The sequence below is a fragment of the Methylobacterium sp. NMS14P genome (assembly GCF_028583545.1).
GTDB lineage: Bacteria > Pseudomonadota > Alphaproteobacteria > Rhizobiales > Beijerinckiaceae > Methylobacterium.
In genome coordinates this window covers 1,138,942-1,151,558 of sequence record NZ_CP087106.1, presented here as the reverse complement: position 1 = coordinate 1,151,558, position 12,617 = coordinate 1,138,942, and the positions used below count along the sequence as shown (strand labels likewise).

Here is a 12,617-nt window from a genome sequence, read left to right as displayed (position 1 = left end):
ATGCGGAATCCCCTCGCGATCCTCAGCGCCGACGACCGCGCCCTGCTCAGGAAGCGCCTGCGCACGCCGGTCCTCACCTTCCTGGCGCTGCTGGCGCTGCTCGGCGTCAACGTCACCCTCGGCGCCACCCTCCCCTTCGCGCAGGTCTGGATCGTCGAGCTCGCCGTGGTCGCCGTGATGGTGGCGCTGATCCTCCTCGTCTCCATGGAGGTGATCCACGAGCCGCCGCTGATCCGGCTGTTCTCGGGGCTCGGCTTCTTCTGGGTCGCCATCATGGTCGGCATGACGCTGACCGACTATCTCGCCCGCTGACTTGCGCGAAAGCCGTTGTCGGGGCGGCCGAACGCTCCTAAACGTCGCCGCTTCCCCGCATGGCCCGGCTGCAAGACGATGTGCGAACTGCTCGGCATGAGCGCCAACGTGCCGACCGACATCCGCTTCTCCTTCGCGGGCCTCGCCCGGCGCGGCGGCGAGACCGGGCCGCACGCCGACGGCTGGGGCATCAGCTTCTACGACGGGCGCACCTGCCGCAGCTTCCACGAGCCGGAGCCGAGCGCCCGCTCGCAGCTCGCCCGGCTCCTGCGCGACATGTCGATCAAGAGCCGAATCGTGGTCGCCCATGTCCGCAAGGCCAATCGCGGCCGGGTCAGCCTGGAGAACACCCACCCGTTCTCCCGGGAATTGTGGGGCCGCCGCTGGACCTTCGCGCATAACGGCCAGCTCAAGGGCGTGAAGCGGCTGCCGCTGGGCGGCTTCATGCCGATCGGCTCCACCGACAGCGAGCACGCCTTCTGCTGGATGCTCGGCCGGCTCCAGGCCCGGTTCCGCGCGCTGCCGCGCCCCGAGACCCTCGACCGGGCGGTGGCCGACCTCGCGGGCGAGCTGCACGCGCTCGGCGTGTTCAACATGCTGCTCACCGACAGCCGCACGCTCTACGCCCATTGCGGCAAGCGCCTCTGCTATCTCACCCGCCGCGCCCCCTTCGGGAAGGCCACTCTGATCGACGAGGACTGGCAGGTGGATTTCGCCCAGGAGACCACCGAGCACGACGTGGTGACGGTCATCGCCACCCAGGCGCTGACCCGGGACGAGTGCTGGACCGATCTCGCCCGCGGCGACGTCCTGACCCTGCGCGACGGGGCGATCCGGCTGTTGCGACCGGCCAACTTAGCTTAAGTGTGTTTTGCCTGAGGGTGCATGCCCGCGCCCGATGCGCTAGAACTCCGGTAACAGGAGCGCATCGGCCGGACTTCCGCACCGGGTCGAGCCGGCAAGCGCTCCGCCTCGACCCGCTCCGGACCACAGGTCGAGCCACGATGAGTTGACGAGCGCGATACGCATGACCCGCGACGACACCGACACCGTCCTGTCCCAGGAGGACGGGACTCGGGATGGCCGCCCGAACCTGGCGCCCGGTATCCGCACGCATCTCGGTGAGCATCTGCGCACGGTCTACGAGCGGATCGGCGAGGAGACGCTGCCGTCCCGCTTCGCCGAGCTGATCGAGAAGCTCGAGGCGGCTCTGCGCGCCCGGGGCGAGGCGATCGAGCCGGAATTCCGCAACGGCCTGCTCGCGGCCGTGCCGTCCCTGCGCGCCTTCGCGCTGTCGCTGACCTCGAACCCGGCCCGCTCGGACGACCTCGTGCAGGACACCCTGCTCAAGGGCTGGCAGCACCGCGCCCGGTTCCAGCCGGGGACGAACCTGAACGCGTGGCTGTTCACGATCCTGCGCAACATCTTCTACTCGGACCACCGCAAGCGGGTCCGCGAGGTGGAGGATCAGGACGGGTCCTACGCGGCCCGGCTCGCCACCGCCCCGCACCAGGGCGACCGGCTCGACGTCGAGGACCTGCAATCGGCGCTGGCCAAGCTGCCGCCGGACCAGCGCGAGGCGCTGGTACTGGTCGGCGCCGAGGGCGTCTCCTACGAGGAGGCCGCGGCGATCATGGGCTGCAAGGTCGGCACCGTGAAGAGCCGCGTCAGCCGCGCCCGCGGCCGCCTCGCGGAGCTCCTGGGCTACGACGAGGAGGATCTCGGCTCCGACCGGTTCATCCAGTCGGCGATGCCGAAGGACGCGTAGGCCCCCGGCCCGCCCCGGGCCGGACGTCCACAAAAAAGATGCATCCGATTCCGGGGATCGGGCGTTACCGGCCCGAGCTTCGCTGCGCCCGCGCGGCGAAACACCACGGAACGGAGACGCAACGCATGACCTTCAAGACCCTCATCGCCGCCGCGGCCCTCGCCCTCTCGCTGCCGCTGGCGGCCCAGGCCCAGGGCACCATCCCGGGCGCCGAGCGCGGCGCGGCCGCGGGTGCCGATGCGGCCGGCCCGATCGGCGGGATCGTCGGCGGCGCGGTCGGCGCGGCCACCGGCACGGTGGGCGGCATCCTCGGCGTCGATATGGCCCCGCGCTTCCGCAGCTACGTCCGCGAGCGCAACGTCCGCTCCTACGACTACGACGGCCGCGTCGCCGTCGGCTCTACCCTGCCGGCCTCCGGCGTGACCTACTACGACGTCCCGAGCGAGTACCGCGTGCAGCCGGGTTACCGCTATACCGTGGTGAACGACCGCCCGGTGCTGGTCGACCGCGGTCACCGCATCGTCGAGGTCATCGACTGAGCCTCGGATTCGAGAACGGGGCCGGCCCAGCGCCGGTCCCCGCGCCCCCGGAGCCCGCTCCGGGGGCCACCCCCATAGCCGCGGCCGCCGGCGCAACGCTTCATCCGTCCGGCCGTTGAGAGACGGTTCGACCCGTGAGGCGATCATGAGCGACAATTCCGCCGATCCGAAATCCACGCTCCCCGAGCCGGTGCGCGACCATCTCGGCCAGCAGCTGCGCAGCGTCCTGCCGGTCGGGCCCGACAAGCCGCGCTTCCTCGGCGACGACCCGGTCCCGGACGCGTTCGAGCCCCAGATCCGCCGGCTCGAGACCCGCCTCAAGACGCACGAGGAGGGCACCGGCGCCGTCGGTCAGGCCCTCGACCAGATCCTCGACGCCTTCGGGGTGAAGCCGCCGGACGACGACACCCGCGCGGGCTGAGCCGTCAGACGCGCGGCTTCGTCGCCAGGATATCGCGGATCTCGGAGAGCAGCTTCACGTCGGCCGGCACCTCGTCGGGCTTCCTGGTCTCCGCGTGCTGGAGGCGGTTCATCGCCCGTATGACCAGGAACAGCACGAAGGCGACGATCACGAAGTTCAGCGTCAGGGTCAGGAACTGGCCGTAGCCGATGACGGCGCCCTGCTTCTTCGCGTCCACGTAGGGCAGGCCGGCCTGCACCTTCGACGACAGCGGGATGTAGTAGTTCGAGAAGTCGAGCCCGCCGGTGATCGCGCCGATCACCGGCATGAACAGGTCCTGGACCGCCGAGTTGACGATGGCCCCGAAGGCCGCGCCGATGATCACGCCGACCGCGAGATCGACCACGTTCCCGCGCAGCGCGAACTTCTTGAATTCCTCGAGCATCGCCGAACCCCCCTCGCCGAACGCCGCCAAGGTAGGGGAGAATTCCGCGACGGCCAGCGCCTAGTCCGGCCTGACAGCCGCGGGTCGCGCCGCCCCGGCGCTCTCGGGCTGCGCGTCCGCACCGGCCGCGGACCGCTCCCCGGGCGGGGCCGCCAGCTCCGCCTTGAGCCGCCGGCGGTACTGGGCGGCGACCACCGGGATGGTCAGCAGGTAGCCGCCGCTCACCGCCACCAGCGCCTCGAACGGGTAGCTGATCAGGATGCCGAAGGCCGCGACGCCGAACAGGAAGATCGGCAGGACGAGGCTGCGCGGGACCCGCTTGCCCATGGTCTTGCCCGAGTAGGTCGGGACCGTGGAGACCACCAGCAGGGCGATGCACAGCACGTAGATCAGGACCGCCGGAGCCGCCCAGGTCTCGATGCCGAAGCCCAGGAAGTGCAGGTAGAGCGGCAGCATCGCGGTGAGCGCCCCCGCGGGGGCCGGCATGCCGACGAAGAAGTCCTTCTTCCATTCCGGCCGGTTCGGGTCGTCCAGCATCGCGTTGAAGCGGGCGAGGCGGAGCGCCATGGCGATGGCGAAGATCAGCGCCACGATCCAGCCCACCGACTTCAGGTGGAACAGCACGAAGCCGTAGAGGATCAGGGCCGGGGCGCAGCCGAAATTCACGAAGTCGGCGAGCGAGTCGAGCTCCGCGCCGAAGCGCGACGTGCCCTTGAGCAGCCGCGCCACCCGCCCGTCGATGCCGTCGAGCACGCCGGCCACCACCACGGCGATGACGGCGGGCTCGAACTTGCCCTCGAAGGCGAGCCGGATCGCCGTCAGCCCGAGGCAGAGCGCCATCAGGGTGATCATGTTGGGCGCGATCATCCGGAACGGCACCGGCTTGAACCGGCGCGGCCGCGGCTCGTTCGGGTCGGGCGCGAAGGGCGGGAAGAGATCGTCCATGGCCGCCTCAGATCCGCTTGAACAGCCGCTCCGGGCCGCCGCCGAGATCGGCCAGCACCGTCTCGCCGGCCACCGCCTTCTGGCCGAGGCCGACCAGCACGGTCGAGCCGGCCGGAAGGTACACGTCCACCCGCGAGCCGAAGCGGATCAGGCCGAACCGCTCGCCGACGCCGAGCACGTCGCCCGCCGCGACGAAGCCGACGATGCGCCGGGCCACGAGGCCGGCGATCTGCACCACGCCGACCCGCTTCGGCTGGCCGGCATGGGTCGTCTCGATGACCATGCCGTTGCGCTCGTTGTCGTCGCTGGCCTTGTCGAGCTCGGCGTTGAGGAACAGGCCCGGGGTGTAGTGGATCTGGCCGATCCGGCCCGCCACCGGCACCCGGTTCACGTGGCAGTCGAACACGTTCATGAACACCGAGACGCGCAGGGTCGGCACCTGCGGCAGGTCGAGCTCGGGCGGCGGCAGGACGGTGGCGATGAGGTTCACGCGCCCGTCGGCGGGCGAGATCACGAGCCCGTCGGCCACCGGCGTGACGCGCTCTGGATCGCGGAAGAAGTAGCAGACCCAGAGGGTCAGGATCAGGAAGATCCAGCCGAAGAACTGGGAGAAGTAGCCCGCCAGCACCGTCAGCACGATGCCGATCAGGATGAAGGGGTAGCCCTCCTTGTGGATCGGCACGAGCGTCCGGCGGATCGTCTCGATCAGGTCGGTCATGGGTTCTATGGGCTCGAGAGGGGCGCGGGCGGGTACTACGGGCGGGCGTGTCGGACGGGCGGATGGCAGTCCGCCGGGCCGCCGTCAACTTTCCAGGGGTCGCGGGCCGCCGCGGGCCGCCGCGCCCACCCCCGTCGGGTGCCGGTCCGTCGGACCCGATTCGGGTGCGATGGCGGCCGGACACGCGTCATCGTCCCCGCGCGCTCGTGGCGCCGGGGGCATGGCCAGGGACGCGAGCACGAGGGACGCGGGACGCCGCGGGAACCCAGGTGTCGGCCAGGTACGCGCGGGATCCGATCCCCGCGGCGCCCCGCGGCATCGGCCGGGCGCCTGCCCCGGCCGGTGCCGTCTTTCTCGTCGCGGCGTCTCCGACGTCCCGGTCCTGCGACTCCCCGTCAGCGGTCTCGGGCGAGGTGCGCGCACGCCGTGCCCGCACCTCCGGAACCCGCATCGGCGCCGTGGCCTTCCAGCCGTCCCCCGCCTCGTAGTGGGCGGGTCCGCAGGTCGCTCAGGCTCGGCCCAGACGCGGGTCGGCGCGGGGGCATTTCCTCACCCCGCCGGGCACAGTGCCGCCCGGTCTCACGCCCGCGTCCGAGGCACGCCCCGCACCGGTCCGCCGCCCGGGGCGATGGCGGCTGAGAGCCACCGACGCGGGCGCCGCCCCGTCCCCGGACCCGCACGGTCAGCCACCGGGCGGGCCCCCGAAGGACGCCCCGGGATCGCTCCCGGGACGCCGCGGACAGGTGCGGTCAGGAAGCACAGAATAGGAACATTGTCAAGGTCGGAGCGCCGTGGGACGGCCCGACACGCGCGAGTCAGGCGCGGGTCCCCTCTCCCGTGCGGGAGAGGAACAGGGTGAGGGATCAGGCCTGTCCGGACGTGGCGCGCCCTGGCCGAACCGTGATGGCGTGCGATCCGGAAGCGTCCGGTCCCTCACCCCAGCCCTCTCCCGCACGGGAGAGGGGGCACGGCGCGGGTCTGGGTTCCGGGCTCGGGTGCGCGACCCGGAACGACGGGGCGGAGGCGGACCGCCGGCCCGCCTCCCGAAAAACCCGGCCCGCGCGCCCGGTCAGTCCGCCCGCCGGAGGCGGCTCGCGTAGAAGCCGTCGAGGCCGCCGCGGGCGCCCTCCAGCTCCGGCAGGTGGCACGGCAGCGTGCGCAGGTCGCCGCGGTCGTCGATCAGCGCCGCGGCGCCTCCGACTTCCTCGGGCCGGACAGGCACCCGCGCGTAGCGGGGATCGCGGGCCAGGAAGGCCGCCACCTGCGCCTCGCCCTCCTCCGGCTCCAGCGAGCAGGTGCAGTAGACGAGGAGGCCGCCCGGCCGCACCAGCCCGGCCGCGTGGTCGAGGAGCTTGGCCTGGAGCGCGGCGAGCCGCCCGATATCCGCCTCGGCCTTGGTCCAGGCGACGTCGGGATGGCGCCGGATCGTCCCGGTGGCCGAGCACGGCGCGTCGAGCAGCACCGCGTCGTGGTCCTGCGGCTCCAGGGCGAGGGCGTCGGCGACCACGACGTCGACGGCGAAGCCGAGCCGCGCGACGTTCTCCCGCAGGCGTTCCAGCCGCGGGGCGGACCGGTCGACGGCGGTGACCCGGGCGCCGGCGGCGGCGAGCTGCAGGGTCTTGCCGCCGGGCGCCGCGCAGAGGTCGAGGACCCGGGTGCCGTCCCGCGGCGCCAGGAGGCGGGCCGGCAGCGCCGCGGCCGCGTCCTGGACCCACCACGCGCCCTCCTGGAAGCCCGGCAGCTCGGGGATGGCCGGGCCGTTCTCGGGCAGGCGCAGGGAGCCGGTCGGCAGGGTTACGGCGCCGAGCCGCGCGGCCCACTCGGCGGCGTCGCCCCGCGGGGTCAGGTCGATGGCGGCCCCGGCCAGATGGGCGCGGGCGATCGCGGCCGCGCGCTCCGGCCCGTAGGCCGCGACCCAGCGGCGGGCGAGCCAGTCCGGCGTGTTGACCGCCAGGGCGTCGGCGTCCGCGGCCAGGATCGCGTCGCGCTCGCGGGCGATCCGGCGCAGCACCGCGTTGACGAGCCCGGCGAGATGGGCCGTGCGGGTGTCCGCCTTGGCGAGCCGCACGGCGAGGTCGACGGCGGCGTGGTCGGGGACCGCGAGGTCGAGGAGCTGGGCGGTCGCGGTGGCCAGCAGGGCCGTGAGCTGCGGCTTGGCCGCGGGGAGCCCGCGCTCGAGCCGCGCGGCCAGGGCGGCGCGGATCAGCCCGTAGCGGCGGAAGGTCGCCACCGCGATCGCCCGCGCCAGCCCGGCATCCGCCGGCGCCAGCGCCTCGGCGCGGATCGCCTGGGCGAGGGCGTCGTCGAGGGCGGGGGCGCGCTCCTGGCCGATCAGGGCCGCGACCGCCTGCATCGCCGCGCGGCGCGCGCCCAGTCCCGCGATGTCCGGACCGGTCCCGCCCGGTGCCGCTGCGTTCCGCGTGTTGCGGCCTGTGTCCCGCGATGCCACTTCTGCTCCAGATCCGACGTTTCCGGACCCACGCCCTCACACCCGAGCGAGCGCGATGCAAGAGCCGACCGCACGAGACCTGCACCGACAGGACCCGCACCGACAGGACCCGGCCGAGGAGGCCGGAGACGGCGCCGCCCCGCCCCGCATCCTCAGCCCGGCGGCCCAGCGCGCCCTCGCCGAGGCCGCCGAGCGTCGCGCGGCGATCGACGCCCGGGCCGCCGAGATCGGCGCCAAGCCCGAGCGCCAGGGGCGCGGCGGCCTGGAGCCGGTCCGCTACGACGACTGGGAGGTGAAGGGCCTCGCGGTCGACTTCTGAGGGACCCGCCGCGGGGCGCCTACTCGGCCGGGACCGCCAGCGGCGCGCCGGCCTCGGCGTCGGCCCGGGCCTCCGCGACGCCCGCCCCGAATCGCCGGTACCAGAGTCCGGTCAGGATCGGCACGAGGATCGAGGTGACGATGATGCAGATCGTCACCAGCACGGTGGCGGTCTGCGCCGACGAGGCGAATTGCGGGGCGACGGCGGCGATCGCCAGCGGGTTGGCGGCGGCGGCCCCGGCCGTCGACGAGGCCGCCAGCCCCGCCGTGCCGGTCCCGCCCCCGATCGCCCGGTCGGCCAGGATCAGCGGGATGCCGGTCAGGACGATCACCGCCAGCGCCAGCACGATGCCGAGCCCCGCCAGCGGCGAGAGCAGGTTGTTGAGGTCGACCGTGTTCCCCAGCGCGAAGGCGAAGAACGGGATCATCAGCTGCCCGCCCGGGGCGAACAGGGCCCGGAGCTTCGGGTCGAGGTTGCCGAGGGCGAAGCCGACGAGGAAGGGCAGCACCGCGCCCACGAAGATCTGCGGCTCGAAATGCGCCGCCCCGGAGGCCCCGAGGATGATCATGCTCATCAGCGGGCCGGACTCGATCGAGGTCAGGATGAAGGCGCCGGCCTCCTCGCGGCTGCCGTAGGTCTGCATCAGCGAGGCGTAGAGGCCGCCATTGGTCATATCCATGGCGCAGACGATCGCCAGGATCGACAGCCCGGCGAAGAAGCCGGTCTGGATCCCCTCGGGCGGGATGAACAGTCCGGCCACCAGCACGATCGCCCAGGCGGCGACGAGCTTGGTCGCCACCAGCGTGCCGGACTTGCGCAGCACGGTGCCGGTCGCCCTCAGGCTGACCGAGGCGCCCATGCAGAAGAACCAGACCGCCAGGATCGGGATCACGCCGGTCATGATCCCCTGCGTGAAGCCCTTGAAATAGGCCGGGGCGCCCGGCGCGAAGGTCTTGCACAGGGCCCCGAGCAGGAGCGGCACCAGCATCAGGCCGCCGGGAATCCTGTCGATCGCCGCCTTGATCTGCATGGCGCGTCCCTCCCGATCCGGGTCGTCCGCCGACGCGCCGGACCCAGGCGGGGTCGCGGACGCCGTGCCGGTCCGCGCCTCTGTCGGGCGCCTCTCGGACCGGTGCGTCATCCTGTCGGGGCGCGGCGCGGGCCGTCAAGCGGCGCGCCGGCGCGGGGCTTGCCGAACGTGTCGCGCTGTCGGGCGCGGAACGTCGGGCGCCGGGCCCCGTTGGGCAGGTTCACCTGAGGGAGGCGACGATGGCGACGACAGTATCGGCCCGGAGCGCGGCCGCGGGCCCGCACGGCGAGATCCCCCTCGCCCGCGGCGAGCGCCTCGGCATGCGGATGTGGCGGGCCGAGGAGCCCAACGCCGACAAGCCGATGACCACCTCGGCGCACGAGACGGTCGGCTACGTCGTCAGCGGCCGGGCCGAGCTCGTGCTGGAGGGCGAGACCGTGGCGCTCGCGCCGGGCGATTCCTACTGCGTGCCGGCCGGCGCGTCGCACACCTACCGGATCCTGGAGACCTTCACGGCCGTCGAGGCGACCGCCCCGCCGGCCGGGTGAGACGCGCCGGGCCTCAGTGGGTCATGTAGACCTGCGTGCCGACATCGACCCGCGCATAGAGGTCGACCACGTCCTGGTTGTACATCCGGATGCAGCCGTAGGACGCGTAGGTGCCCACCGAGTTCGGCCGGTTGGTGCCGTGGATCGCGTACTCGCCGCCCGCCAGCGTCATCGCCGCCGACCCCATGGGGTTGTGCGGCGAGCCGCCCGCGATGAGGTTCGGCAGGCGCGGGTTGTCGCGCTTCACCTCCGCGGGGGGCGACCAGGCGGGGGCGACGTACTTGCCGTCGATCGGCTTGATGCCGAACCACTGCTTGCCGGGACGGCCCACCGCCACGGGATAGCGGATCGCCGTGCCGTCGCCGTTCACCAGATAGAGCTTGCGCTGCGACACGCTGATCACCACCGAGCCCGGCGCGACGCCGTTCGCGAAGGGGACGACCTCGCGCGCCTGCGCCGTCTGGAAACAACCGGCCAGCATCGCGCCGGCCAAACCGAATAGAGCCGCTACCCGACCCGACATCACCGCGATCCTCGCAAAGCTAGACTTGACGCGGGCAAGTAATCTCCGGCCGAGCTTACCGTTCCAAGAAAAGCTATGGTTGATGCGGCGTCATTCCGCGGATCCGCCGGGCACGGTAAAAGAGCAACCACGATCCAGGGTGTACGGGCCGTTGCCCTGCGGCCGGCCACCGCTCCGCGGGTCCCGGAGCGCGCGTCTCAGCGCTCGTAGAGCTCGCTGCCGCGCCGGTCCTCCGGCTGCCAGCCGTGGCGCTCCAGCTCCGGGTCGAGGTGCGCCTCCACCGGGTATCCGACGCAGAGATAGGCCACGAGCCGCCACGTCTCCGGCACGGCCAGGATCGCCGTGACCGCCTCCGGCTCCAGGATCGAGACCCAGCCGACGCCGAGACCGCGGGCCCGGGCGGCGAGCCAGAAGCACTGCACCGCCCCCACCACCGAGTAGGCCAGGGTCTCCGGCATGCTGGCCCGGCCGAGGCCGAGGCCGGTCTCGGTGGCCGCGTCGCAGAACGCCGCCAGATGCACCGGCGCCTCCCGCAGGCCGGCGAGCTTCAGCCCGCGATACTGGGCAGCCCGGTCCGCCGCGTAGCCCGCGGCCGCGGCGGCGTTGCAGCCGGCGAAATTCTCCGCGACCGCGCGGCGCCGTCCCGGATCCGCGACGCGCACGAAGCGCCAGGGCCGGCTGTTGCCGACCGAGGGGGCCCGGTGGGCCGCCGCGAGGCAGGCGCGCAGGGCGGCCTCGTCGACCGGATCCGGCCGGAAGCGGCGCACGTCGCGGCGCCACGCGAACAGCGCGTCGAGGTCGTGCAGGAAGGCGGCGTCGAAGGCGGGCGGGCCCATGGTGCGGCTGGCATAGCCGCAACCCCGGCCCAACGGGAAACAGAAAAAAGGCCGCCCGAGGGGCGGCCTGAAGTCTTGGGTCTCGAAACCTCGGAGTGCCGGATCCTGGGATCCCGAGCGGCGACCGATGGCTGGGGAGCTGGGTGTCGGTCGCCGACCGGGCACAACCCGGCGAGGTTCGGCGCCTGTTGTCGTGCTGCAACGAGGCCCGCAAAAGGCGTGAATCGGGCCAAACCGTGTTTTTTGTCGCTTGGGCGTGTCTCGCGGGACACGGCGATCGCGACCCTTGCGGGCCGCAACGGCGAGGCCCATCATCCGGCAAAGCATCGATGCACGGGAGCCGTGATGACCGAGAGGACGAGCGCCGGGTCGAGGCCCGACGAGGCGGCGGGCCATGTCATTCCCTTCCCCGCGCGCGCGGCCCCTCCGCAGATCGCCTTCAACCGGGACGAGCTCCGCACGATCTTCAACCTCTACGGCCGGCAGGTCGCCGCGGGGGAGTGGCGCGACTACGCCCTCGATTTCCGCCGCGACAAGGCGGTGTTCTCGATCTACCGGCGCTCCTCCGAGATGCCGCTCTACCGGATCGAGAAGGATCCCAGGCTCGCCCGTCGCCAGGGGGCCTACGCGGTCGTCGCCGCGAGCGGCCAGATCCTGAAGCGCGGCACCGAGCTCGCCCGGGTGATCGCCGTGCTGGAGCCCGCGCCGACGGCGGTCTGACCGCGGCGAGAGGCGGCCGCCGGGCGACGCTCCACGCCGTCATCCCGGGCGGCCCCGGAACGACCGGCGCGACGCGGTCGCTCAGGACAGGCGCAGGCGCCGGAATGTCGCGGCGATCTCGGCCACCACCTCCGGTGCCAGGGGCCGGATCGGCCGCGGCGGCTCGGCGCGGCACAGGCCCATGAGATCGGCCAGGGCGTAGACCACCCGCAGGCTGGAATGCGTTCGGAACAGCGTCCAGAGGGGCTCCAGTTCCGCGTTGAGGGCGCGGGCCCGCTCCGTCTCGCCCGCCGCCGCGGCCCGGACGATCGCCAGGCAGGCCCGGGGGAACAGGCCGCCCGCCACGCTGAACCACGCCGCGCCGCCGGCGATCAGCGCCTCGGTCACGTTCCAGTCGCCGCTGAAGCCGACGGGAAAGCCCGCCGGGACGGCCCCCCGCAGGGTCGCGACGCCGGATGCGGCCTGCGCCGGCTCCGGCGCCGCGCACTTGGCGGCCACGATCCCGGGACGGCGGGCGATCCGGCCGATCAGCGCCGGCGTGAAGCGGAAATGCGTGGTCGCGGGGTTGTCGTAGAGGACGAGGGGCAGCCCGCTCGCCTCCGCCACGGCGGCGAAATGCGCCTCGACCTCGGCCTCGGTGAGCGGCGTGTAGGAGACGGGGGCGAGGAGCCCGGCATCCGCGCCGGCCGCCCGCGCGTCCTGCGCGAGGCGGACGGCCTCGTCGGTGCGCAGGGCGCCGATCCCGACGAGGAGCGGCACCCGCCCGCCCACGGTCTCGGCGGCGATCGCCACCGCCCGACGCCGCTCCTCCCGGCTCAGATACGCGTAGGTCCCGGTGCTGCCGAGCAGGCCGATCGAATCGACCCCGGCGGTCGCCAGGGGCTCCAGCAGCCGGCGCAGCGCGTCGGCGTCGACGCGGCCGTCGGCGTCGCTCGGCGTGATCGGGAAGGCGGAGAGGCCGGAGATCGCGGGCATGGCCCGAGCTTAGCGCATCCGCGCCCGCCGGCGAGGCAAAAAGAAGCCCCGGCGGTCTCCCGCCGGGGCTTCCTCGTCTCGCCGTTCGGG

The 12,617-nt window shown here is 73.1% G+C and carries 16 protein-coding genes; 8 read left to right on the top strand and 8 right to left on the bottom strand.

Annotation, left to right across the window (positions count from 1 at the left end):
• The 5 genes from LOK46_RS05435 to LOK46_RS05415 all read left to right on the top strand — a co-directional run bounded on the left by LOK46_RS05435 (position 1) and on the right by LOK46_RS05415 (position 3,040).
• The gene (locus LOK46_RS05435; RefSeq protein WP_273562832.1) at positions 1–312 is read left to right on the top strand and encodes an oxidase; all 312 of its coding nucleotides are present in this window, start codon (positions 1–3) and stop codon (positions 310–312) included.
• Positions 313–390: 78 nt separating this feature from the next.
• Entirely contained in the window at positions 391–1,176 is a 786-nt protein-coding gene (locus tag LOK46_RS05430; protein WP_273562831.1) for a class II glutamine amidotransferase, read from the top strand.
• 163 nt (positions 1,177–1,339) lie between these two features.
• Entirely contained in the window at positions 1,340–2,080 is a 741-nt protein-coding gene (locus LOK46_RS05425; RefSeq protein WP_043352613.1) for a NepR family anti-sigma factor, read from the top strand.
• A gap of 125 nt (positions 2,081–2,205) precedes the next feature.
• The gene (locus LOK46_RS05420) at positions 2,206–2,619 is read left to right on the top strand and encodes a DUF1236 domain-containing protein (RefSeq protein WP_273562830.1); all 414 of its coding nucleotides are present in this window, start codon (positions 2,206–2,208) and stop codon (positions 2,617–2,619) included.
• Positions 2,620–2,764: 145 nt separating this feature from the next.
• Positions 2,765–3,040 (top strand): hypothetical protein, encoded by a 276-nt coding sequence (locus LOK46_RS05415; RefSeq protein ID WP_273562829.1) that lies wholly within the window; start codon positions 2,765–2,767, stop codon positions 3,038–3,040.
• A gap of 4 nt (positions 3,041–3,044) precedes the next feature.
• On the opposite strand, the gene mscL is transcribed toward LOK46_RS05415, so the two are convergent.
• The 4 genes from mscL to LOK46_RS05395 all read right to left on the bottom strand — a co-directional run bounded on the left by mscL (position 3,045) and on the right by LOK46_RS05395 (position 7,576).
• A complete protein-coding gene (mscL, locus tag LOK46_RS05410) occupies positions 3,045–3,464 on the bottom strand; it encodes a large conductance mechanosensitive channel protein MscL (RefSeq protein ID WP_273562828.1) in 420 nt (139 codons plus the stop codon).
• Positions 3,465–3,524: 60 nt separating this feature from the next.
• Positions 3,525–4,409 carry a CDP-alcohol phosphatidyltransferase family protein gene (locus tag LOK46_RS05405; RefSeq protein ID WP_273562827.1) on the bottom strand — a complete coding sequence of 295 codons (885 nt, stop codon included), beginning with the start codon at positions 4,407–4,409 and terminating at the stop codon, positions 3,525–3,527.
• A 7-nt stretch (positions 4,410–4,416) separates the two neighbouring features.
• A complete protein-coding gene (locus LOK46_RS05400) occupies positions 4,417–5,127 on the bottom strand; it encodes a phosphatidylserine decarboxylase (RefSeq protein WP_020092368.1) in 711 nt (236 codons plus the stop codon).
• Between the two features lie 1,069 nt (positions 5,128–6,196).
• Positions 6,197–7,576, bottom strand: a complete 1,380-nt coding sequence (locus tag LOK46_RS05395) for an RsmB/NOP family class I SAM-dependent RNA methyltransferase (protein ID WP_443192870.1) — start codon at positions 7,574–7,576, stop codon at positions 6,197–6,199.
• A gap of 55 nt (positions 7,577–7,631) precedes the next feature.
• On the opposite strand from LOK46_RS05395, the gene LOK46_RS05390 reads away from it, so the two are divergent.
• A complete protein-coding gene (locus LOK46_RS05390; protein ID WP_273562826.1) occupies positions 7,632–7,895 on the top strand; it encodes a DUF1674 domain-containing protein in 264 nt (87 codons plus the stop codon).
• 19 nt (positions 7,896–7,914) lie between these two features.
• On the opposite strand, the gene LOK46_RS05385 is transcribed toward LOK46_RS05390, so the two are convergent.
• Positions 7,915–8,925: a 2-keto-3-deoxygluconate permease gene (locus tag LOK46_RS05385; protein ID WP_273562825.1), complete on the bottom strand. Its 1,011-nt coding sequence runs from the start codon at positions 8,923–8,925 to the stop codon at positions 7,915–7,917.
• Positions 8,926–9,164: 239 nt separating this feature from the next.
• On the opposite strand from LOK46_RS05385, the gene LOK46_RS05380 reads away from it, so the two are divergent.
• The gene (locus LOK46_RS05380) at positions 9,165–9,473 is read left to right on the top strand and encodes a cupin domain-containing protein (RefSeq protein ID WP_273562824.1); all 309 of its coding nucleotides are present in this window, start codon (positions 9,165–9,167) and stop codon (positions 9,471–9,473) included.
• A 13-nt stretch (positions 9,474–9,486) separates the two neighbouring features.
• Here the strand turns inward: LOK46_RS05380 and LOK46_RS05375 are convergent, their stop codons facing one another.
• On the bottom strand, positions 9,487–9,996 hold the full coding sequence (locus tag LOK46_RS05375; protein ID WP_443192869.1) for a L,D-transpeptidase: 510 nt from the start codon (positions 9,994–9,996) through the stop codon (positions 9,487–9,489).
• A gap of 197 nt (positions 9,997–10,193) precedes the next feature.
• Positions 10,194–10,832, bottom strand: coding sequence for a 5,6-dimethylbenzimidazole synthase (gene bluB / locus LOK46_RS05370; protein WP_273562822.1), 639 nt, complete (start codon positions 10,830–10,832; stop codon positions 10,194–10,196).
• A 345-nt stretch (positions 10,833–11,177) separates the two neighbouring features.
• Here bluB and LOK46_RS05365 point away from each other — a divergent pair, with 345 nt between their 5' ends.
• Positions 11,178–11,552: a DUF2794 domain-containing protein gene (locus tag LOK46_RS05365; RefSeq protein WP_273562821.1), complete on the top strand. Its 375-nt coding sequence runs from the start codon at positions 11,178–11,180 to the stop codon at positions 11,550–11,552.
• A gap of 81 nt (positions 11,553–11,633) precedes the next feature.
• Here the strand turns inward: LOK46_RS05365 and LOK46_RS05360 are convergent, their stop codons facing one another.
• On the bottom strand, positions 11,634–12,527 hold the full coding sequence (locus LOK46_RS05360) for a dihydrodipicolinate synthase family protein (RefSeq protein WP_273562820.1): 894 nt from the start codon (positions 12,525–12,527) through the stop codon (positions 11,634–11,636).
• Between the last annotated feature and the right edge of the window lie 90 nt (positions 12,528–12,617).